Below are 22,174 nucleotides of genomic sequence, written 5' to 3' on the forward strand. Positions count from 1 at the left end.
TGATGGCTGGATTCATCAATCAGCTAGCGAGTACGCCTGTGCAACACAATCCTAATATGATGGAATTTATCGCTATAACTCACCATTCCCACTGTTTTTCATGCGGTTAAAAATTTATCTTTGATAGCGAATGGTATATATTTGTTTGATCTATATGAATTTGCGTTGGTTTGTGATCATCAAAAGAACATTTACTCTTCTTATCGCGACGTTATCTGTGTCTGCAAACGCGCTTGCTGACTCTTTACCTGAGCGTATCGATAATTTCACCAAACTCTTTGATCATGAAACCGCAATCGAATCTTATGATATTCGATTGTTGCAGGCTGATTATCCAACACGTTTGATCATGCCGTCTTCTATGCTGCCACAAACCGCAGAGTACCCATTAAAAGACATACAGCGCTTATACCAGTTATCAAAAACCTGTAGCGGGAAATTACCGTTAAGCCCGTTGATCACTGAACCATTGGTCTTTACTCGTGCAATGTGTAAAGGAACGAAGCTTTCTGATCGTTGGTTTAGCCGTAGTGGCTTGATTCACCCTGGTGGTGGTTCTTATGCGGCGCGATACGTAGAGAAGTATCCTGACAAGTTCGACTCTTTGAAACGCTTTATGCATATTCAAGAGCGTCCAAACACTGAACATGATGAACTGTTATCTCGTTTACAAAATATGGACAGTGAGGCCATCACGGCACTGTTAGCCGGTTCGAGCATGTTTGTCGAGCTTGACGAAATGTGGGTAAAACGCGGCGACAGATATTACCTGTACAAAGAATCAGACTGGAATGAAAACGCGACACTTGCCGGCTTATCGTTCAGTTTATCTTCAGAAGGCAAAAGCTGTTTTGTTCAGCGCGGTAATGTATGTTGGGAGATAGAAGATCATTCAGAGCTTCTGCAAGTCGCTATGTTTATCTTGGTGCTCGCCAACATCATGCTTGTTTTGGGGTGGGCGGTTTACCGTTGGAACAGTAAGAAACAAGAGATGAAGAGCCGCATGCTGGTGCTTCAAATCCTAACGCACGAATTAAGAACGCCGATTGCAAGTTTGTCATTGACGGTTGAAGGGTTCAGACGTGAGTTCGAACACTTACCAGAATCGGTATATGATGAGTTTCGTAGGCTGTGTGAAGATACACGCCGTTTAAGACAGTTGGCAGAAGCAAGTAAAGACTATTTGCAATCAGACAACCAACCGCTCGCAACAGAGTGGGTACCAAGCGTAGAAGAGTGGCTTCAATACAAAGTTGAAGAAGAATTTGCACCGGGCATTGAACTCCGTGTAAACAAAGATATTGCTGCAAAAATAAACGTATATTGGTTAGGAACGTGCATCGACAACCTGATCAGGAACGCCGTGAAATACGGTGTCGCACCAGTGATACTAGAACTGAATACTTCTGACAAGAAGCTGACATTCAAAGTTATAGATAATGGAGACTTGTCCCGCAAAGATTGGGGGCAACTAAGAAAGCCATTCGTAAGTAAGAGTGGACTCGGTTTAGGTCTGACGATAGTGGAATCTATGGTCGGAAAAATGGGCGGTCACATGACGCTTATAGGCCCCCCAACAACATTTATTTTGGAGATACCTTGTGAAACAGACATTGCTTCTCGTTGAAGATGATAAAAATTTAGCTGACGGTTTATTAGTTAGCCTTGAGCAAGCTGGATATGAATGTTTGCATGCAGAACTGATCTCTGAAGTTGAAGGCTACTGGGAACAAGCGGACCTAGTGATTCTAGACCGTCAACTTCCTGATGGTGACTCAGTAGATTCACTTCCAGGTTGGAAAAAAAAGAAAGACATCCCAGTTATTTTGCTAACGGCTCTCGTAACAGTAAAAGACAAAGTTGCGGGCCTAGACTCAGGTGCAAACGACTACCTAACTAAGCCTTTCGCTGAAGCTGAATTGTTTGCTCGAATTCGCGCGCAGTTACGCCTGCCTGATGCTGAAGATCAAGACGCATCAAAAGTGATGGCTCAAAATCTGGTTATCGATAAAGCGACACGTGAAGTGTTTTTCAATGAACTGGAAGTCACGTTAACGCGTACTGAGTTCGACCTGCTGCTATTTTTGGCAAGCAACCTTGGCCGTGTTTTCACACGTGATGAGCTGCTTGACCATGTATGGGGTTACAACCACTTCCCAACAACACGTACGGTAGACACGCACGTTCTGCAACTAAGACAGAAACTGCCGGGTCTAGAAATCGAAACGCTGCGTGGCGTTGGTTACAAGATGAAAGCGTAATGAAAAAAGCCTTACTTCCACTATTAATGTTGTCTTGCGTGGTGAATACCGCGCAAGCTGCAGATTGGTTTAAGAGTAGCGATACTCTAACTCAAGTTCATAAACATCTGTTGGATAATGACTTACCTCAGATGTTTGATTCACTAGTGGAAGTTTGGCAAATCAACTCTTCTCAATCACGAGAAGATCACCTCAATGAGCTGTTCGATCAAGCATTGAACAAAGATTGTGGTAAAACCCTCACCAGAAAAACACTCCCAGATTGGATCAGTTCAGTCGTCGTTAAAAGACACATCATTCAAAGCCCTGGCCGAGATACTTTTCGCGTATCGATTGATGTTGAATCCGAAAACAACATTCAAGATATTACCTTCGAGAAATGGGTCGATAAGATTGTTTCATCGGACAGTGAGCTAACCAAAGACAGTGAAGTGGTAAACAACGCATCGGTGAGCCTATACCGCAAGCGTTACAATTTAGCATCTCAACTTGAGTCAGGCCTGTATCGTTTAAGTGTGAAAGGCGATGGCGGTAATTCATGGAGTACTTGGATTATTCTTGGTGACGTTGCTTTTCGTCAGCAAGTTCGTTGGGCATCAAAAGACACGTGGCGCATCGATAAAAAAGAACTGCTGAACCCTTATTGTCCGCTTCCTAAGCTCGAAATTGGTTTGTACGATTACGTCGATGAACACTATGAGCAGGTGTGGGGCAAGAGCTATGAATCTGATTATCCAATGAACCTCACTGGCGAAGAACTTCCAAATGATCGCTATGTTTTGGCGGTTTCAATGGTGCATTCACGCTGGCAAGGTGACATAGCGATAGAACAAGCACAAACTATCAGTAAAACTTATGATATTTCTAGCGAAGAAGAGTTAAAGTAATTTAGAATTGAGCCGTTAACTATGTAAGGGATCTAACAAAGATAAACGGCATGAAAAATACGACTAAACTACTCGCAGCATCAATTGCATTCGCCAGTCTTCCTCTTTCAGCAGCAAACTACGCCATTGAAGCGCGTGGTGATGCGATGGGTGGTGTTGGTGTTGTTTCAGCAAACTTCCTAACCGCTCCATTCTATAACCCAGCACTTGTTGCCATTTATCGTCGTAACGATGATATGGGAATGATCACGCCAAGTTTTGGTGGTAGCTATAACGACCCCAACGACATGAAATCGAACATCGATGCAGTGCTTGATGCTTCAGGCAGTGATATTACAGATGGATTGAAGAAGCTTGATGGTAATCAAGCGAACTTTGACTTAGGTGGCGTCGTAGCTTTTGCACTGCCTAATCAATTTGTCGCTGCGAATATATTTGGTAAAGCGTACACTGAAAGTTTTGTAACACCAGATGTGTATACGGCAGGAAGTGACGCGGATAATTTGCAGCGTTCGGCAGTAGAAGCGGTTTCAATTGGAGTCGCTGAAGTTGGTATATCCTTAGCGAAGTATCAAACTTTTATGGGGCAGCACTTATCATTTGGCATCTCACCAAAACTCCAGCGTATCTACACGTACAATTATGTTGCGTCGGTAAACGACTATGACTTATCTGACGTACGTGAAAATGGTGATGGTGACACGACGTTTAACGTTGATGCTGGCGCACTGTGGTTTTTTGGCCCGTTTAGAGTTGGATTCGCAGCGACTAACTTAATCTCTCGAGACATCGAGACAAAAGACTCTACAAAAGAAATCGTTCCCGGACATTCAGTTGGGGGCAAATACGCCTACAAATTAGAGCCTGTTTACACTGTAGGGGCGGGTATCGTTTCTGACTACTTTACGTTGAGTGTTGATTATGATTTGAATGAAGCTGAGAAGTTTACTTCGTTTGCTGATAACGAACAGATGATTCGTGTTGGTACCGAAGTCGATCTTCTGCGTCAGCTTAAGTTAAGGGGAGGGTACTACAAGAACCTAGCTTACTCTGATTCGGAAGGAACAGTCACAGCCGGTATTGGTATCTCGCCACTCAACTTGTTCCAGTTAGATCTAAGTGCAAACTACACAAACGAAAATGCAATGGGTGCTTCAATCAATTTCCTTGCTAGTTACTAACAGTCCTTATATAGTTCTGCTCCTAAATAAAGGAGCAGAGCATGCTAAACGACTTACCAACCCTTTCTCACGAAGAACAACAGAAAGCTGTTGAACGAATTCAAGAAATGATGACTCAGGGCATCAGCACAGCACAAGCTATCAAAATCGTTGCTGAGCAAATTCGTGAAGAAATGAGTAATAAAGAAGAGTAGGGCATCAGCCCTTCTTTTTTAACACCTTAGTGCACTATAACTAAATATATTACCCTCTAGTATATTATCTCGTACATCCGAACTCTTTAGTTACCCTAAAACCCGATCTTCCAAAAATCCTTAAATGCCTTATATTCAGTCAGTTACGTCGGAGTAATCCACTTTTCAGGCTTTCCTTGGCTTTGAGTTGTAATTAAATTACAGCAAGATATGAAAGTAAAACAATTGCCACTTTAGGTGTCAGTATTTATGTCGCTGTGCCTAAGTGGTTCAATATATAGCGTTTTTTAAGGCTAGTAACGTTGTAACTTTTATTTTTAGAGGATACGAGTGCGTGAATGTTCAGAAGCAGACAAATGAGGATTTCATCTAAAAACAGTGCGAGATAAGTGACGACGGTAATGTTCAAAACCGATACCGCGAGTGACTTACCACCCCTTATCGCAAGCTTTACGAGCCAAATATGTGACTTTAAGAACAAGTGCTTAGGAAGCTTAGAGGCGCAAGGAAGAGCTGTTTATAGAGCGATTCAGGAACGATACATATCAACCTGAGAATGCTATTGATGACGTTATTACAGATGGTTTTCTAGCAAACGGTGTTATAGCAGATGGCGACAGCGCGCTTATAGGCATACGAATCGATTTGAGTTCTGATGAGACAGCAAAGCTTATGGGCTTGTTTAGTCAGCGGTTAAAAATTTGATGGGTGCTTAAGTGGAGAGCAGATATCGACTGGGTATTAATGGCTTGTTGATTGAGTATTAGCAGAGAGTTGATTGTGTAGTGGCCCAGAGTTGAATGTGTAACTGCAGTCCAGTCTAGCGAGCCTTAATAAAACGTAACGACTTGGTTTCGTCCGTTGTCTTTCGCTTGGTAGAGCGCTTTGTCTGCACGTTTGATGGCAGTGCGTATCGATTCATGCTCCTTAAGCTGCGTTACTCCAGTCGAAGCCGTTACTTTAAGCGCTTTAGGCCAAGGGCTTTGGTCCATTGCTAGGTAAAAATTATCGATAGATTCGTTACACTGTAGCGCAGTTTGTTCCAGGCAAACGAGTAGAAACTCCTCACCACCCCAGCGATAAAGCAAGTACTGCTCACCAAGGCTCTCGTTCGCCGTTGCGACAAACTGAATAAGTACTTTGTCACCCACTTCATGGCCATGTTGATCATTGATCTGCTTAAAATGGTCTAAATCAAACAACGCGATGTGAATGGTTTTTCCTTGTTGCGCCAGCCATTCGAAATCATAGAAGGTATCTAACGCTTCGGTTCGGTTTCTACATCCGGTCAACGGATCGGTTGTTGCCTTTACCTTGAGCTCTTCAATTTCTTCGGTCAAATGCCGTTGTTGCTCTGCTACACGCGTTCTGCTTCGCTGTGCGATGTGTAACGCACAACCTACATAACAGATGGCATACGTCACCCATAATCCAATTAAGAGTTCACCTAACAAAGCTTTGCTGATGATTTTACCGTGGAAAACAATGCTCGAGATCTTAATTGAATGGTGCCCATCAAGCGTGCTGGCTCCGAGCCCGAGCTCAACAGAAACCGCGTTTGTAATGTCTACCGCGCTACTAGTAATAGGTTGGTTGTAATGATCGATCCACCAAAAAGGGACGTTGAAGTAGTTTAAGTCGATGTAGTTTTTATCTGGTAGCGAGAAGTCTAAGCGATTGAACTTGTTCGACATAGCATCGCCTTTCACGCTGTAATTCTTGTCGTAATTACGAATGTAGAAGCGAAACCTTGGGTCTTCTTGGCCTTGGTAATCCATATTAATGGTGACCGAATCGTACGTAGAGAGATCGAGCCCTTTACCTTGTGTCGATATAACGAATTCAATTTCACAGAAGGGCAAGCTATAGGTTCGTTCAAAGTCACACTGTAACTCAATTCCATCTTCTGTCTTATGTAATAAGCCTATGGTGCCACCATCGTGGTCTCTGTCTGTGTTAACGCGTGTAGGGTATTTGTCTGGTGTAATAACGTAGCTCTTATTCATGAGCGTATTAAAAGAGATCAACGACACTAGCGTGATTGCTAGGCAAAAAATCGAAAGGAATATGTTGAGTTTTCGGAATGCTTTGTCGCTCATGATACTAACCCGTACACGTGATTCGAATGTAATGCGCAATGCCTTAGAGTTGGCGCAATCGGAGATTAGAGTATTAGCATTGATAAAATTGCTACACCCAGAACTTACCCAGAATTGACGGTTATACAGGAAAGCGCACCATTAGACCAAATTCAAGTTTAAAAATTGAACGCAGCCCCTTGATTCTGAATGTTATTTGTTCAATAAGTGCGGTTTTTACGGGGGTAATAATTTAACTGTATATTTATACAGTTAAGTTTAAAGTGGCTTGGTTTGTTGTAATCAGAGCGGTGTGCGGGTTTTATGGCGTGATAACGAGTCACGAGGCCACTGCTACTGTTCATCAATTAAAGTGGAAGGCTAATTATGTTGCAGTGTCACTTTTCAAGCTCAATTTTATCGAAACACTTTGTTGTCTATGAGAGCGTTCGTACCACTCATCTTGTCTTTCATTCCCAATTACGCGTCATATATCGAACAAGGCTTCAATGCACTGCAGAACATCCCCAACCCTTATTGGTTTGTCGTAGGTTCCGTTGTTGTCGATACGCTAGGCATGCGCGCTATGGTGCGATACCTACTTGAATACTACTCATCTCGATTGAAGGCTTTCCTTGATGCGTTAATCATTGCACTTATTACAAGTTGAGTCTCAAGCCTTGGCACAATTGCGGCTTTGAAAACAGACATCACACGTTTGGTGGCCAACTAACCTCCTCTTAATAATGGGTAATCTATCACTAGATCATGGCTAAATTAAAAAGTAATCACGTGATTAAATCCTAGTTAAATCTGAAACTTGCATGATAATATCCACAAAATTTTTATTGATTCACTGGTTGGATAGAATATGGCAACTCCATTAGTTGTGATAAATGCAATTGCTGCAGAAGTTAATAAACGTGATGGCCGCTTCGACTTTGAGTTTGGAGACGTCTGGGATAATGGAAATGCACATGCTCTTAATTTTGTTCAAGAAATAGAAAAGAAATTTAGTCGTAAGTCAAAAACTTACGGCTTTTTGAGTGTGGATAAAGGAAGAAACTCAATACCAACACTATTGACCAATTTCAATAGTGGAGATGAGGGGGTGTTTGAAAGCACGACTAAAAGTATGATGGAAAGGCTCAAGTCTTCGCTAAACGAGGATGGGCGTGGCAATACTCAAGTTGGACACATGGTTTTTGTTCACTATTGTAATGAGGGTGAAGAAGAAGATCTTGGGCGCCTTTTAGTTGTTATGGTAGATAAAAAAGATGTATTTGATTTCGGTGAAGGACTTGTTCCGAAGAGATTCAAATCTATTGATGTAGACACATTACGACAAGCTGTTTTGTATGACCTAACTTTGTTCGATTATGTATATCCAGATCATGTCGCAGAGCACCAAGACAAGGCATATCTGAGGTTTATATCGGGCCGTTCTAAAGGGCAGTTTTTTCGAGAAGCTCTTGGCACGAATGACATGATCGACAATACTGTGAGTGTATCCAGTATTTTTGATGCGATAGAAGGTTTTGCGAAGACTCTAGGCTTAAGAGGAGCACATATTCGTAAGCTTCAAGGCGAAGTTGAATTATTGATTAATGATAAGAAAGGCGAGCAAATTAGTGTCAATAGTATCGCTAGAAGAGTTATTGCGAATCTCCCTGAAGGCCATGACGATTCAACAACTGAAAACTTCGTGGAATACATCAATGAAAATGGTTTCAAAATTAGTGAGATTTTCGATGTAACCCGAGGGCAGTTGCAGAAAGCAACCAATATTGAGGGTCAAAAAGGGCAGGAATATTTTTACCGAATCAAGAAAAGTGCTCTTGGCGCTTCTGATGACGTAGACAAGAGCATTCGATACGATGCCGAGACTAGAACTATTTATATAGAAGTACAAGATGAAGATCAGCATCGTGAATTATTGGAAGCATTGCCGGACAAGGATTAAGTCTGATGTATGACTCAAGTCATCTGTTTAGCTCATTCATCAAGGATGGTGAGCAAACAGAGTATGACAAAGAAATAGACCTTTATGCATTCGAGCTTGATGCGAGTAAAGCTGAATGTAAGGATTTTGACCATCTTTTGAAAGCCTTAAGAGAGGTCAATAGCTCATGTGAATTAGAGGTATTAGACAAGAAGCTTTGCCTTGAGTTTGAGGCGGGTAATGAGCATTGGGCAAACGGGTGTGAAGCTTTCTTCTATTCGACTTTAGATAACTTCCTTCGGCTCTGTGTCAAAAAGAAATGCATCCCATCTAGTTTTTGTATTTTGGATAAAAAGTTATCGGAAAAAGATATCGACGATGATGATCTATTAAAAAAAGTAATCCAAGTGGCAAGGTGGGTTGAGCTGCTATCTGACATGGCAGACCATACCCAAGAGAATAATGTTTTTGTATTCTTCGTGCACCATAAAGAAGGCAAGACTAAGCCCTATAAGATAAGTCCTTTTGCAGACTTAAAAGTAATTGATAAGCTTGAATTAGATTGCGATAAGGCCAGGTACGACCGTTTACACGGGAGCTGGCATCTAGAGGACGCCCAAACAAAAGATAGACAAAGCGTCATGCTGGTTTCTTTCGCTGAGATTATGTCTTCAATGGAAGACGGCGATAATCCATTTGAAATATTTTTATCAAATACAAAAAAATTCCATGACAGGTATAGTGAAAACTATGAAATCTATGTGAATAGATTCACTGTAGATAGTCAGCTTAGAGAGATTGATGAACAACATTTAAGCTTTGTGGGTAAGCTTCAGGATTTAATTACTTCTTCACAAACGAAAGCTTTCGCATTACCAGGAGTTATGGTTGCTATCGGTGCTTTAGCTCGGACAAATAACTTCTTAGGGGTTGTAGCGATTGTTATAGGAATTGTGATGACTAAAATATTAATCACTAAATCTAATCAACTTATCCGGGAAAACTTAGAGCATTTTAAAGATACTTTTGATAGAGCATTAGGACATTATGTAAAATCAAGGACTGAAGCTGAAGAAGTCAAATCACATGCAAAAAAGGCACAAGAGAAGCTCAATTCCCAATTAAAGAAAGCCAACGAAAGCGTCGATTTTATCGATACTATGTCCCAGTGGATGCTTTGGGCTGGTCTTGGGTTAGCACTCATGATGTTTATATTAGTGCTAAGAGCTGATTACTCCAGCCAAGTAGAATCAGCTTGGGTTTGGGGTACAGAAGTTTCAAAAATGGCTTTTAGTTGGCTCAAAGCTAAAATTACAGCCTAATAGGTTAAGGTGCATCATGTTTCTCTATCTTAGTTTTTGACTTTTGACGAGGTTAAATCCTGACTGAATAAGTGAGTTGGAGAGCGAATAACGTTATTTTGTCTGAGGGTTGCACCTAGTCTTATTTGAATTTAGTCGGCACCTAAGGTTGCGCTGGCATACGACGAGCTGACGATGTTCGTCGCGCAAATACGCAAAACTGAGCAATTCTTTCGGATTAAACTCGCGTCGTTCAACGTGACCAAGGTAGCACGGTCAAAGTGAACCCTAAATCTATTCCAACGATGATCTAAGGGCAAATAACCGCGAGCGTGGATGTTTGTGAGTTTCGGTAAAGTAACTTAGTCCATGTAAACATGTCTATTCGTGACATTACGTAGATCTGAGGAACACAGAGTAATCCAACAATCTAGCCAACAAACATAAACTTAGAGCGAGCTGTAAGTTTGGTTTAAAAACTCAGCATGGAAGTTTACAGACGAGCTCGTGCGAGAAAACTTAACTTGCTTAGCGGATAACTCAAAACAGAATTCAACGTGTGTAGCCAACAAGAAACACGGTGGCGTGTGTGAAATCTGAAAAAGAAACGACAGCAATGCCCACAAGGTTTACACACAGCGCGTTGAATTATGAGTATAAGAAGATGTAAGTCAGACAGACAGAACAAATGTTCTCGTTGATCGGCTTTGTGTTAACGAATCATGTAGATGTTGGCCACACGTATAATGATTGGGTTAAAAGAGCGTTTAGAGAATGCTGGTGAACTCAATACGCTTGAGGCTCCAGTTGTATTAAGGGTTTAAGGGAAACGATGATAAGAATAACTTTGGAAAATAGTGACATTACAACTTTGCGCTTACACCATCACTGCGTATTATGTACGTTATGTTAAATTGGTTTTGGTGTTTATAAGGCAGGTATCTTTGTGTGATGCCCTGCCTTTATTTGGTGTCGATATTCTCTGAATTATACTGTGTATTTAACCATATTGGCTATTTACCATAAAATACCTAATAACCAGTGATAATAATCTTCGATTTTACCCCTGGCATTAGTTAGAGCTTAACCGCCAGCAAATTTAACTTTGTAGCCTTTCTTTTCAAGGTGCGCTTTGAGCTTGTCACGAGCGTCGCCTTGAATCTCGATGTTGCCATCTTTTACTGAGCCGCCGCAGCCACACACTTTTTTGAGTTCCGCTGCCATTAGTTTTAATGGTGCGTCATCTAGGTCTAAGCCCGTTACGATAGAAACGCCTTTGCCTTTACGGCCTTTGGTTTCTTTTTGGATTCGAACGATACCATCGCCTTTAGGACGTTGGACTTTCTCTTCTTCAGGTTTAATGCGACCTGTTTCTGTTGAATATACTAGGCTCATAAATTACTTCTTTTGTTGCTCTGCTTTTTGTTTTGCGAGTAAGTAAGCTTCTATATGACGCTGGATTGCAATCTTGCCGCCTTTGATAAGACGCCCGTTAAACATGCAATACCAAGCGTTAGGCTCACCGGTGTCATTTTTGATCTGATAGCCGTTGAAGTTTTCAGTTAGGCCACCAGTTCCTCTCGACTTATTTAATGCAGTGAACTCTTTAGGGTCAATAATAGACGCCGTGTCAATCCACCAATCAATACTCTTCTTCACGGCAGCTAGGTTGCCCTGAATAACATTGTTTTTTAACTTAGCACGCCAAATGGTGTTATTCGCATCCATCGATTGCAGATGGACGCTACGGTAAATTGAATTAGCCATATCTATTAATCATCTTTTTGTTTTCACTGTATTAATCATAAGTATACTTATAATGATATCAAGCATAATATGGTAAAAACACCTGTCGAGGTACGGTAATTTGCGAAAAAAAGTCCCTATTTTAACCGACTCTGTGACAATTAATTCATTTGTTGAAAAATTGAACAGGCACGCGACAATTGAAATTATAGATGAGTTAACAGGATATCAGTACTCTCGTAACTCACTGCTGGGTATCTACAGTGATTGGAATCGCTACCATGCGTTCTGTACTAAAAACCGTATCAACACTCTCCCAGCCTCTATTACTGCTGTTCGTCGTTTTCTTGAGACGGAATCCAGTGACAGAAAATACGCATCTTTAAAACGTTACACTGCAACGCTTAGTTTGTTGCATACTGTGTTGAGCTTTGCCAACCCAATCAAGCATAGACAAGTTCGTTTTGCCCTGCTCCACTTGCAAGCTCAAATGGCTGGCGACGCTAAGCAAACCAATGCCATGACATCTGCACACCTCGCTGAGTTAAACACGTTACTTTCAAATGAGAAATCGAGCTTAAAAGAGATCAGAGACATCGCCATTTATAATGTGATGTTTGAGTGTGCTTTAAAACGGTCAGAACTTAAGGCGTTATCAATGGGTAATGTCGAGTGCGTTGAAAACGATTACCAGATTACAATAAAAGATTCAGTGTATCGGCTGTCGCAAGTAACAAGTGCTGCACTTCAGCGTTGGTTTGCGTTTACTGGGACACAAGACGAGTTACCCGTGTTTCGTGCTATAGACAAGCATGAGAACATTAGTCTGCAACCTTTAGATGATTCGTCGATCTACAGGATATTAAGAAGTGCAAGCGACCTACTTCAACTCGCAGAAAACCACCATTTTTCAGGGAATTCGATTCGTGTGGGTGCCGCACAAGAGTTGTCAAAACAAGGTCTTAAGGTGAGGGAGATTCAGGATTTTGGTCGTTGGCTCAGCCCTGCAATGCCTGCGCAATATGTGGGTTACTCGGGGACGGCTGAGACTGAGAAGATGAAGTTTAAAACACTAGTGCCTTGGCAATAAACTGACTACCTGTTGGCATTAAACCAATAGTACCTTGGCTGTACTTTTTGAATAGTTAGCTTTTAATAGACAGCTAGTTAAAAAACGGTGTGATCAATAAACGACTGGCTTTAAAAAAAAAAGCTCGGACTCTTAAAAAAATAGCGCCTTGGCGGGTAAGCTCAAGGCGCTATTTTTTATTTAGCCAGTGGTGTAAGACTCGCTAAGATATTTTGGAACAACTAAGAAATGCTTGTTCTCACACAGTTCTCTAGGAACTGGCTGAATTTGTGGCCATCATGTTCAACCATTTTAGGGAACATGGAAATTGGTGTCATACCTGGGAAGGTGTTGACTTCATTCAGGTAGATCTCGTTGTCTTGTGTTAAGAAGAAATCGATACGAGACAAGTGACGAAGCTTCATTTGGGTGAATACTTTGCGTGCACTGTCTGCAATTAACTCTAGTTGTTCGTCTGTTAAGTTATTTGCTTCAACTTCGGTAATTGAGTGACTGTCTGAGCTGTATTTCTCTTCGTAAGAGTAAAATGCGCCATTAGGTGCAATCACCTCGCCCGGTTTGCTGATGTGTAGCTCACCATCGATTTCATAAGCGGCAACTTCTAGCTCTCTAGGCACAACTGATTTCTCAACCAGCACTTGATCAGAGAAGGTAAACGCCTTATTGATCGCTTCGCTTAAGTCTTCCACTTGGTTAACTTGGTAACAACCTACAGAAGAACCTTGACGAGCCGCCTTCACGAACACTTTGCCCCAATTTTCAAAAGCTTGAGTCGCTTGTGAATGAGCTTGGTCGTTGTTGTCTGATAAAAACAGATACGGCGTGTTTGGGATGCCGAGTGCGTCGTACCAAAGCTTTGAAGTGATTTTGTTGAAGCTGTTGTTGCTCGCTTCAGAACCACAGCCTAAGTACGGGATCTTAGCCATTTCAAACAATGATTGAATGTCACCGGTTTCACCCGGGAAGCCGTGAATACAAGGCGCAATGAAATCGACTTTAGACTCGAGGTTGTCGCCACGTAAGGTTTGATTATTGATATCTAGATAAACCAATTCACCTGAATCAAGACACCAGCCTTCGTTTTTAATTTCAACTCTGACAACGTTAAAATCTGCAACGCTATTCAGTTGTTCAAAAAGGTAATTGGCTGAAATTAAAGAGACTTCATGCTCTGAAGATCCACCGCCACAAAGTAGAAGGATGTTAATGGTGTTCATGGGTAAATTCGGTCCTTGAAACTAGGAATACTGACTTCAATGATAAACAAAAGTCGAAATAGGTACAGTGTTTTGAACGTTAAAATTGTGTTCGAAAGATCGAGCGATTAACTATTAAACAAAACTGCTGGTCTTAAAACAAAAGAAGGAGCATTTGCTCCCTCTTTCTGAATTAAAACTTAGTTCAACTTGTTAAGCGTTGGGTATTCAGAGTTCTTGATGTCATCAATGCTCTTAACAAACGGCTTCAAGTTTTGGAAAGTGGTTGGCAGCGTTGAGATTGCCTTTTTAGCTTCTAAGCGTGTTGCGTAATCACCGTAAAGTACGGTGAACCACTTAGTGCCGTTAACCATTTTGTAGTTTTCCCAAACTGGTTGAGAAGTCGTAGGTAGCATTTTCACGAAAGAATCGACTTTACTCTGGCTGCCAACAGCAACAACTTGAACCGTGTAACCAAAACGCTGGTTCATATCTTGTTGTTTCTTCGTTGGGCCTGTTACTACTGCAACTGGCTTAGCTTTAGTCGTTTGAGTGACTTTCTGCTCAACAGGTTCGGTTCTGATCACGTTGACAACGTTTTCTTCAACAACGCCTGTTTGCTCAGATTGAGATACAACTGGAGCTTCAACTTTTGCCGTTTTGTACTCTTCTTGATAACTATCTGAAGTTACATTTGTAACGTAGTCGTCAGATACACATGCAGCCAAGAGCAGTGGCAAAGTCACAATTGCAAATTTTTTCATGGAAAGCTCTATATCCTTAATAATAATTACTATAAATCATGCCGATACGTCGGTTTAGAATCAAGTTAACTTTGAGATTATACACCATTAGTGGGTGACCTATTTCACAAACTTTATGCAGTGTTTGCTTATTCATCTGAATTCGGTGAATTTGCCATCAACCCGCGAGTGAAAAGTAAGTTACGATGAACTTACGTGCATTGCTAGGATATGTCTATGAATCATCTTGATCCCCTCCTTAAACCCCGTTCAATCGCTGTTGTTGGTGCTTCTCAACGAGAAACGCGCGCGGGATATATCGTCATGAACAATTTGTTGCATGGGGATTTTAAAGGTGCGGTGATGCCCGTTACGCCAAAATATGACTCGGTGGCAGGCGTACTCTCATACAAGAACATTTTGTCACTGCCTATCGTGCCTGACCTTGCGATTCTCTGTACCAATGCGACCCGTAATGTGGCCATTTTTGAAGAGCTGGCCGAGAAAGGCATAGCCTCTGTCATTGTGCTTTCTTCCGACATGCAGCAACAAAGCGATAATGGCGAAACGTATGATGCACGATGCCTAGCGATTGCTAAAAAACACAACATTCGGGTGCTTGGCTCCAATAGCTTGGGGATTATTGTCCCTTGGTTAAATTTGAATGCCTCTTTTTCTCCGGTAACTGCGCTGCCAGGTAAAATCGCCTTTGTTTCTCAGTCGGCTGCAGTGTGTACCACGATTCTCGATTGGGCGAACGACAAAGAGATTGGCTTCTCAGCGTTTATCTCGATAGGCAATGGCAGTGACATTGAATTCTCGGAACTCTTGGATTATCTGAGTACCGATTCTCACACCGAAGCGATATTGCTTTATGTCGATAGCATTACTGATGCGAGGCGCTTTATCTCTGCAGCGCGTGCAGCGTCACGCAATCGACGAATTCTAGTACTAAAAGGCGGGCGTACCGCGAAAGGCCGAGCAGCGGCCATGGCACATACCGGTGGTGCCGATACCTTAGACATTATCTATGACTCTGCGATCCGACGTAGCGGTATGTTACGAGTTAAGAACTTACATGAACTGTTTGCTGCGGTAGAGACACTGACTCATTCAGTGCCCTTGCGTGGCGAGCGTTTGGCTATTGTTACCAATGGTGGCGGCCCTGCAATTATGGCCGTGGACACCCTATTTGACCGCGGCGGTAAGCTCGCAGAATTATCTGAAGATACGCTCGATAAACTCAGTAAGGTTTTGCCATCGAGTTGGTCTCATAGCAATCCTATCGACATTGTTGGCGATGCCGGCGATCAACGCTATATCGACACCATAAACATCTTGCTCGATGGTGATGAAGCGGATGCCATTCTTATCATGCACAGCCCTTCTGCGGTCGCACATTCAGCCAAAACAGCAGAGCGAATTATTGAGGCGATTAAAAAGCATCCTCGCCACAAGCGCTTTAATATCTTAACGAATTGGTCTGGGGAGTTAACCGCAAGGCCAGCGAGAAAGCTGTTTACGGAAGCGGGTTTCCCAACCTATCGAACGCCTGAAAGTTCAGTGGTCGCATTCATGCACTTGGTCGAGTACAGACGCAACCAACGTCAGTTAATGGAAACGCCGACCACGGCAGAAAAAGTGCACATTGAAGACTTGGCAGATGCCAAACATTGGATAGAGCGCCAACTACTGGATAAAGAAACAGTTAGTCTTGATACCCATCAAAACAGCCAGTTTTTCAAGCACTTCAATCTTGATGTGTTGCCAACTTGGATAGCTTCCGACCCAAGTGAAGCGGTGCACATTGCTGAAACGATCGGTTACCCGGTCGCCGTAAAACTTCGCTCGCCAGACATTGCGCATAAGTCGGACGTTCAAGGTGTGATGCTCAATTTACGAAACAGTAGTGAAGTCGCGAATGCCGCTCAGGCAATTCTCGATCGATCTCAATTGTCGTTCCCTACTGCTCATATCCATGGCTTGTTGATTCAAGGTATGGCCAAGCTTGCAGGCGGCCAAGAACTGCGAGTTAAGGTTACAACGGATGAAACCTTTGGCCCTATCATTTTACTTGGCCAAGGTGGCTCTGAGTGGGACGAATCAATTGATGCCGCGGCTGCTTTCCCACCGCTTAACATGACACTGGCGCGTTACTTGATCATTAGGGCGATAAAAAGTGGCAAGATTCGCCTGCAAAAACTGCCTAACCCGATCGACATTGAAGGTCTCTCTGAGTTGCTGGTTCGTATATCGCAAATGGTAGTGGATTGCCCCGAAATACATGATTTGGATATCCACCCAGTACTGGCCAATGGTGACAAGTTCACGATATTAGATGCCGATATCATCTTGAAAGCGTACGAAGGCGATCCACAAGAACGTCTTGCGATTCGCCCTTATCCGGTCGAGCTTGAAGAGAATATCGTACTCAAGGACGGCACCGAAGTGTTGCTACGCCCTATTCTTCCTGAAGATGAACCGCTTCATGCCGATTTTATTAATCGCGTCTCTAAAGAGGATCTTTATAAGCGTTTCTTTAGTGATGTTGGTGAATTCAACCATGAGGCATTGGCAAATTTTACTCAGATTGATTTTGATAGAGAAATCGCGTTTGTGGTGGTTCGTAAGGAACAAGGTGTGCCTGCGATTATTGGTGTATCGAGAGCGCTAATTAACCCAGAGAACACCGATGCCGAGTTCGCGATTCTGATACGTTCCGATCTGAAAGGTGTCGGCTTAGGTCGTATTCTTATGACTAAGGTTATTGATTACTGCCGTGCGAAGCAGACTAAACAGATGTCGGGCATGACGATGCCAACGAATAGAGGGATGCTGACACTAGCTCAAAAGCTCGGCTTCGAGCTAGATATCAGTTTTGAAGATGGTACTGCAGATATGGTGTTACCGTTACTTTAACGCCCATGTCTTTTTAAGATGTTGGATACACCAAGACTTGGCGTCGCCCATTTTGTTGCGTCGCCAAGCCATGACGATATCGATCGGCTGTGGTTCTGTACCCGAAATCTGCTGTAGAACGCCAGATTCAATCAAAGGCTCGGCAATAACACTCGGTAAGGTGCCAATCCCTAATCCAGTTGTTAGAGCCTCCACCTTTGCAGGGAAGCTCGTTACGGTTAAACGGGGTTGTTTCTCTAGAATATTGATACTTAATGCCGGTTGATCGCGTGCAGTATCCGCAATTGCAATAACCCTGTAACTTTCCCTCGCTTTTTGATCGAAATCGCCAGAGCGCTTATGAACGTAGTGGTTTGTTGCAGCAACCCATACCATTTCCATCTTACCAATGATGTCACTTTTCATATCGTTTGGAATCGTGTCGAGCTTGGGACATACCAATAAATCGGCTCGGCCATCTGTCAGGGATTCCCAACATCCGGCTAAGATCTCTTCTTGTAAGCGAACACGTGTTTTGCTGATTTTCCCTAGTTCGTCGACCAACGGGAAGAAATTGGCAATAGGAATGATGCCATCAAAGGCAATGGTTAAATCTAGCTCCCAGCCATTAGCAAGAATACTCGCATCGTTAACGAGTTGTTCAGTGGCACCAAGAATGATTCTACCTTGCTCTAATATTAACTGCCCCGCTTCCGTGAAATTTGCACGGTGGCCTGAGCGATCAAAAATCATGATATCTAAGTCTTGCTCTAACTTCTGTATTTGATAACTCAATGAAGAAGGCGCTCGGTCCAGTTCATTCGCTGCAGCTGCGAAACTCCCACGACGATCAATGGCATCTAATATGTGTAATGCTTCAAGTGTTATTGGACTATGCATAGCTTTCCTACTTTATAAATGAGACTTGAATCACAAAAACAGAAGCATTCAGGCTATGAATGGAACTGTAAAAGTCTTTTTAATACAGATATTTAAGATTATTAATTATGAATTAGTTGATAAGATTGAAAATTATTTAAATGCAAATAATAGTAATTATCATTTAGATCCAATATTATCTTTCGCAAATCAAGATAATACTATGGAACTAAGGTAACTATCAGATGTATAAGCAATCCCTACTCTCTGCTTCAATCGTTTTAGCGCTTTCATCAACATCAGCCTTTGCTGACGATTATGCCCTATTTGATGAGGTTGTTGTATCTTCGACTCGTACTAATCAACAACTTGAAGATGTTGCTGCATCGGTAACTGTGATTAACGATAAAGATATCGAAAAAAACATGGTAACGGATGTAAACGATTTATTTAAGTACACACCAGGTGTCACCGTCACTACGAATTCTCGTCAGGGGATTCAAGGTATTAATATTCGTGGTATGGAAGGTAACCGAGTAAAGGTTATCGTTGATGGAGTATCACAAACTAGCCAATTTACCCCGAGTGGTACTCAGTCATATAACTTCATCAACTCTTCGCGCGTTGATATTGATACGGACATGTTGAAGTCTGTAGAGATAGTTAAAGGTGCGGCTTCTTCTCTTTACGGTTCAGACGCTATTGGTGGTATTGCTGCGTTTGAAACAAAAGACCCAAGTGACTTTTTAAAAGGCAAAGATTTCGGGGGGCACGCGAAGTTCAACTACTCTTCATCTGATAACACATTTAGCGAATCTGTTGCCTTAGCGAATCGTATTGGAGATCTTGAAACGCTAGTTGCTTATACTCGCAGGGATGGTGAGCAAACTGAAAACTTCGGTACACCTAATGAGCAAGACACTCAAAACAACAACTTACTGGTTAAGCTTCAATATCAATTAAATGAACAACATCGTTTAGAATTCTCAGGTAATTTTATCGAGAATTCAGGTGATACCGATTTAAATAGCTCAAGCTACACCGGTTACACTGGCGAAGATTCGACTAGTCAACAACAAATTGGTATCAAACATATTTGGGATGCTAACTTAGCGTTTGCCGACACCGTTACTTGGCAAGCTGACTGGTTGAGCAAAGAAGAAAATGGCGTAACTAATCGTACATCTAAGGGTGGTAGTATGTTCTTACCGCCAGCTGGCAACGTTCAGAAAAAGGACTATATCTACGAAGATAAAGGTTACCAGCTTGATGTGCAATTCGATAAGTTCTTCATGACAGGTAATGTAGAAAATTACTTTATCTATGGTGCTTCATATTCGGACAAAGATATTAAAAACGTTAATAACGAATATAACTCAATCAGTGCAGACCAAGTTATCTTCTATATTCCTTCAGCATCAGAAAGAAAGTATGGATTTTTTGCACAAAATGAAATGACGATCGGAAATTGGATGATTACTCCGGGGGTTCGTTTTGACGGCTTTGAAACGGATCCTGGTAATACAAGCCAAAACCCAAGTGGAAACCCTGAAGAAGCTTATGCAAAATATTCAGACTCAGCTGTAACTGGACGCTTAGGTACAACTTACACGCTTAATGACGAAAATAAGATCTTCGGTCAAATTAGCCAAGGATTCAGAGCTCCTGATTTCCAAGAGCTTTACTATTCATTTGGTAATCCAGCTCACGGTTATGTTAATGCCCCTAACCCAGATTTAGAAGCTGAAGAAAGTATTTCATACGAGCTAGGTTGGCGCCACAACACAAATTATTCATCAAGTGAAATCGCTATCTTCTACAGCGACTATGATAACTTTATTGATACTCAGCCTGTTAGTGGTTCTGGCTCTCCTATGGATCCGACAGTCTATAAGAATATCAACATTGATGAAGCAGTAATCAAAGGTATCGAGGCTTCAAACACGTTGTCTTGGAATAGCTTCATGCCGGTACAAGGTGTGAGTACCCGTGTTGCAGCTACGTACACAGAAGGTGAAGACGGTAAAGGTAACCCTCTTAACAGCGTGAACCCTTGGAATGCTGTAGTTGGATTTAACTATGATGCTCCTTCAGCATTATGGGGTACATCACTTAACATTAGTTATACAGCTGGCAAGAAGTCTAGTGATATAAATAGCGCGGGTCTAAAAGACGAAATTCTACCGACTGATTCTGCAACAGTAGTTGACCTAACTGCATACTACTTGCCGATGAAGGATCTTACGCTTAGAGCTGGTCTTTTCAACGTTACGGATGAAGAGTACTATTCGTGGAATGATGTTCGTGGATTCTCACAAGAAGATAAAGATTACACGCAAGCTGGTCGTAACTGGTCAATCACCGCTAAATACGAATTCTAATTCGTTAGTAAGCTGAACCACAGAAACGTATACAGCAGATACTAAAAAGCCAGCTAAACGCTGGCTTTTATTATTTCACTAAAAATTGTATAAAAAAGGGATAAAGTGAAATTACTTCTCTGCCATCTCTTTCTTAACCATTACTGCAGCAGCAATGATGAAAGTGATAATTAGGCCTAGTTCCATGATTAACTCCAAAGAAAATTAACATTAAACATATAATTCGCGAGCATGATAACAACAACCGATACAGAATGATACTTTTTAACCACTAATTCACTTTTTATTCGATTTAGATCAAAAAAGATGCCCTAAAGCATCTTTTTGTATATTAATCATTCATGAAACTACTAGATCAGCCAGGGAAACCATTAGGATTCGTTGACTGCCAGCGCCATGTATCTTCCGTCATTTCAGTCAATGTACGCGTCGCATTCCAGCCGAGCTCTTTCTGAGCTTTAGCAGGGTCTGCCCAACATTCTGCGATATCACCTGGGCGACGATCGACCAGTTGATAAGGGACTTGTTTACCGCTCGCTTTCTCGAACGCTTTAACCATATCTAATACACTCGAACCGTTACCAGTGCCAAGGTTGTAGATATGAAGACCGTCTTTACGCCCTACTTTCTCAAGCGCTGCGATATGACCATCAGACAGATCCATGACGTGGATGTAATCACGAACACCAGTCCCATCTTTTGTTGGATAATCGCTACCAAATACCGATAGGAATTCACGGCGGCCCACGGCTACTTGAGAGACAAATGGCATTAGGTTATTTGGAATACCTTGCGGGTCTTCACCTAGCTCACCACTTGGGTGTGAACCTACTGGGTTAAAGTAACGCAGCAGCGTAATGCTCCAATCTGGATTGGCTTTTTGGAAATCGGTTAAGCACTCTTCAACCATTAGCTTACTACGACCGTAAGGATTGGTTGCGCTTGTTGGAAAATCTTCGGTGATAGGCACACTCGCAGGATCGCCGTAGACCGTTGCTGAAGAGCTGAATACTAAGGTTTTCACACCAGCGTCACGCATTGCATCAACAAGGACTAACGTGCCGTTGACGTTATTGTCATAGTATTCAAGAGGCTTAGCCACAGATTCACCAACCGCCTTTAGGCCAGCGAAATGAATAACTGCTTCAATGTTGTGTTGCTTCATGGTTTCAGTCAAAAGCGCTTTATGACGAACGTCACCTTCAATGAAATTAGGGCGAACACCAGATACTTTTTCGATACGCTCTAGAACGCTTGGTTTACTGTTATACAAGCTATCAAAAAGTACAGGTGTCATTCCTGCGTTGATCATCTGGATACTTGTATGGCTACCGATGTAACCCATGCCACCTGTAACTAAAACATTCATGTTTAGCAGACCTTTTAATTAAAAATAT

The 22,174-nt window shown here is 42.1% G+C and carries 17 protein-coding genes and 1 pseudogene; 11 read left to right on the forward strand and 7 right to left on the reverse strand.

Annotated features, from left to right (window positions below):
• Positions 1 to 154: 154 nt before the first annotated feature.
• Genes vxrA through AC3CID_RS19575 form a run of 5 tightly spaced genes read left to right on the forward strand, consistent with a single transcriptional unit; the run spans position 155 to position 4,523 of the window.
• A complete protein-coding gene (gene vxrA / locus AC3CID_RS19555; RefSeq protein ID WP_102462008.1) occupies positions 155 to 1,627 on the forward strand; it encodes a sensor histidine kinase VxrA in 1,473 nt (490 codons plus the stop codon).
• Positions 1,602 to 2,261 carry a response regulator transcription factor VxrB gene (vxrB, locus tag AC3CID_RS19560; RefSeq protein ID WP_009845363.1) on the forward strand — a complete coding sequence of 220 codons (660 nt, stop codon included), beginning with the start codon at positions 1,602 to 1,604 and terminating at the stop codon, positions 2,259 to 2,261. The genes vxrA and vxrB overlap by 26 nt, the downstream gene beginning before the upstream one ends.
• Positions 2,261 to 3,148, forward strand: a complete 888-nt coding sequence (locus AC3CID_RS19565) for a DUF2861 family protein (protein WP_017082176.1) — start codon at positions 2,261 to 2,263, stop codon at positions 3,146 to 3,148. The genes vxrB and AC3CID_RS19565 overlap by 1 nt, the downstream gene beginning before the upstream one ends.
• 50 nt (positions 3,149 to 3,198) lie before the next feature.
• Positions 3,199 to 4,329, forward strand: coding sequence for a conjugal transfer protein TraF (locus tag AC3CID_RS19570; RefSeq protein WP_145565385.1), 1,131 nt, complete (start codon positions 3,199 to 3,201; stop codon positions 4,327 to 4,329).
• 41 nt (positions 4,330 to 4,370) lie between these two features.
• Positions 4,371 to 4,523 (forward strand): YoaH family protein, encoded by a 153-nt coding sequence (locus tag AC3CID_RS19575; protein WP_004731009.1) that lies wholly within the window; start codon positions 4,371 to 4,373, stop codon positions 4,521 to 4,523.
• Between the two features lie 830 nt (positions 4,524 to 5,353).
• Here the strand turns inward: AC3CID_RS19575 and AC3CID_RS19580 are convergent.
• Positions 5,354 to 6,661 (reverse strand): GGDEF domain-containing protein, encoded by a 1,308-nt coding sequence (locus tag AC3CID_RS19580; protein WP_488527957.1) that lies wholly within the window; start codon positions 6,659 to 6,661, stop codon positions 5,354 to 5,356.
• A 385-nt stretch (positions 6,662 to 7,046) separates the two neighbouring features.
• Here AC3CID_RS19580 and AC3CID_RS19585 point away from each other — a divergent pair.
• The 3 genes and pseudogenes from AC3CID_RS19585 to AC3CID_RS19595 all read left to right on the forward strand — a co-directional run.
• Positions 7,047 to 7,271 (forward strand): annotated as a pseudogene (locus AC3CID_RS19585) (hypothetical protein); the annotation flags it as partial.
• A 201-nt stretch (positions 7,272 to 7,472) separates the two neighbouring features.
• Complete coding sequence (locus AC3CID_RS19590; RefSeq protein ID WP_473578218.1) at positions 7,473 to 8,564, forward strand: nucleoid-associated anti-phage protein; 1,092 nt, start codon at positions 7,473 to 7,475, stop codon at positions 8,562 to 8,564.
• A 5-nt stretch (positions 8,565 to 8,569) separates the two neighbouring features.
• Positions 8,570 to 9,865, forward strand: coding sequence for an anti-phage protein (locus tag AC3CID_RS19595; RefSeq protein ID WP_488527958.1), 1,296 nt, complete (start codon positions 8,570 to 8,572; stop codon positions 9,863 to 9,865).
• Between the two features lie 1,062 nt (positions 9,866 to 10,927).
• Here AC3CID_RS19595 and yciH read toward each other — a convergent pair.
• Positions 10,928 to 11,239: a stress response translation initiation inhibitor YciH gene (gene yciH, locus AC3CID_RS19600; RefSeq protein ID WP_009845368.1), complete on the reverse strand. Its 312-nt coding sequence runs from the start codon at positions 11,237 to 11,239 to the stop codon at positions 10,928 to 10,930.
• A gap of 3 nt (positions 11,240 to 11,242) precedes the next feature.
• Positions 11,243 to 11,611, reverse strand: a complete 369-nt coding sequence (locus tag AC3CID_RS19605; protein ID WP_004730993.1) for a DUF3319 domain-containing protein — start codon at positions 11,609 to 11,611, stop codon at positions 11,243 to 11,245.
• Between the two features lie 100 nt (positions 11,612 to 11,711).
• Here AC3CID_RS19605 and AC3CID_RS19610 point away from each other — a divergent pair, with 100 nt between their 5' ends.
• A complete protein-coding gene (locus AC3CID_RS19610; RefSeq protein ID WP_488527959.1) occupies positions 11,712 to 12,680 on the forward strand; it encodes a tyrosine-type recombinase/integrase in 969 nt (322 codons plus the stop codon).
• 221 nt (positions 12,681 to 12,901) lie between these two features.
• On the opposite strand, the gene AC3CID_RS19615 is transcribed toward AC3CID_RS19610, so the two are convergent.
• Together AC3CID_RS19615 and AC3CID_RS19620 are read right to left on the reverse strand one after the other, a co-directional pair.
• Entirely contained in the window at positions 12,902 to 13,897 is a 996-nt protein-coding gene (locus AC3CID_RS19615) for a D-alanine--D-alanine ligase (protein WP_065206115.1), read from the reverse strand.
• 179 nt (positions 13,898 to 14,076) lie between these two features.
• Positions 14,077 to 14,640: an SPOR domain-containing protein gene (locus AC3CID_RS19620; protein ID WP_004730988.1), complete on the reverse strand. Its 564-nt coding sequence runs from the start codon at positions 14,638 to 14,640 to the stop codon at positions 14,077 to 14,079.
• Positions 14,641 to 14,856: 216 nt separating this feature from the next.
• On the opposite strand from AC3CID_RS19620, the gene AC3CID_RS19625 reads away from it, so the two are divergent.
• Entirely contained in the window at positions 14,857 to 17,538 is a 2,682-nt protein-coding gene (locus tag AC3CID_RS19625) for a bifunctional acetate--CoA ligase family protein/GNAT family N-acetyltransferase (protein WP_237288879.1), read from the forward strand.
• On the opposite strand, the gene AC3CID_RS19630 is transcribed toward AC3CID_RS19625, so the two are convergent.
• Positions 17,530 to 18,417, reverse strand: coding sequence for a LysR family transcriptional regulator (locus tag AC3CID_RS19630; RefSeq protein ID WP_237288880.1), 888 nt, complete (start codon positions 18,415 to 18,417; stop codon positions 17,530 to 17,532). The genes AC3CID_RS19625 and AC3CID_RS19630 overlap by 9 nt on opposite strands.
• Positions 18,418 to 18,641: 224 nt before the next feature.
• On the opposite strand from AC3CID_RS19630, the gene AC3CID_RS19635 reads away from it, so the two are divergent.
• Positions 18,642 to 20,777 carry a TonB-dependent hemoglobin/transferrin/lactoferrin family receptor gene (locus tag AC3CID_RS19635; protein WP_237288881.1) on the forward strand — a complete coding sequence of 712 codons (2,136 nt, stop codon included), beginning with the start codon at positions 18,642 to 18,644 and terminating at the stop codon, positions 20,775 to 20,777.
• A 355-nt stretch (positions 20,778 to 21,132) separates the two neighbouring features.
• Here AC3CID_RS19635 and galE read toward each other — a convergent pair whose 3' ends face one another.
• Entirely contained in the window at positions 21,133 to 22,146 is a 1,014-nt protein-coding gene (gene galE / locus AC3CID_RS19640; RefSeq protein ID WP_237288882.1) for a UDP-glucose 4-epimerase GalE, read from the reverse strand.
• Positions 22,147 to 22,174 lie beyond the last annotated feature (28 nt).

It is taken from the genome of Vibrio sp. QJM3NY_21 (assembly GCF_057785975.1).

What these genes read in the sequence shown, in the direction of transcription:
- AC3CID_RS19565 (WP_017082176.1), top strand. Translation starts at nt 2,261, where the DNA reads ATGAAAAAAGCCTTACTTCCACTATTAATGTTGTCTTGCGTGGTGAAT.
- AC3CID_RS19615 (WP_065206115.1), bottom strand. Translation starts at nt 13,897, where the DNA reads ATGAACACCATTAACATCCTTCTACTTTGTGGCGGTGGATCTTCAGAG.
- AC3CID_RS19620 (WP_004730988.1), bottom strand. Translation starts at nt 14,640, where the DNA reads ATGAAAAAATTTGCAATTGTGACTTTGCCACTGCTCTTGGCTGCATGT.
- AC3CID_RS19625 (WP_237288879.1), top strand. Translation starts at nt 14,857, where the DNA reads ATGAATCATCTTGATCCCCTCCTTAAACCCCGTTCAATCGCTGTTGTT.
- AC3CID_RS19605 (WP_004730993.1), bottom strand. Translation starts at nt 11,611, where the DNA reads ATGGCTAATTCAATTTACCGTAGCGTCCATCTGCAATCGATGGATGCG.
- yciH (WP_009845368.1), bottom strand. Translation starts at nt 11,239, where the DNA reads ATGAGCCTAGTATATTCAACAGAAACAGGTCGCATTAAACCTGAAGAA.
- galE (WP_237288882.1), bottom strand. Translation starts at nt 22,146, where the DNA reads ATGAATGTTTTAGTTACAGGTGGCATGGGTTACATCGGTAGCCATACA.
- AC3CID_RS19570 (WP_145565385.1), top strand. Translation starts at nt 3,199, where the DNA reads ATGAAAAATACGACTAAACTACTCGCAGCATCAATTGCATTCGCCAGT.
- AC3CID_RS19630 (WP_237288880.1), bottom strand. Translation starts at nt 18,417, where the DNA reads ATGCATAGTCCAATAACACTTGAAGCATTACACATATTAGATGCCATT.
- AC3CID_RS19590 (WP_473578218.1), top strand. Translation starts at nt 7,473, where the DNA reads ATGGCAACTCCATTAGTTGTGATAAATGCAATTGCTGCAGAAGTTAAT.
- vxrA (WP_102462008.1), top strand. Translation starts at nt 155, where the DNA reads ATGAATTTGCGTTGGTTTGTGATCATCAAAAGAACATTTACTCTTCTT.
- AC3CID_RS19575 (WP_004731009.1), top strand. Translation starts at nt 4,371, where the DNA reads ATGCTAAACGACTTACCAACCCTTTCTCACGAAGAACAACAGAAAGCT.
- AC3CID_RS19635 (WP_237288881.1), top strand. Translation starts at nt 18,642, where the DNA reads ATGTATAAGCAATCCCTACTCTCTGCTTCAATCGTTTTAGCGCTTTCA.
- AC3CID_RS19595 (WP_488527958.1), top strand. Translation starts at nt 8,570, where the DNA reads ATGTATGACTCAAGTCATCTGTTTAGCTCATTCATCAAGGATGGTGAG.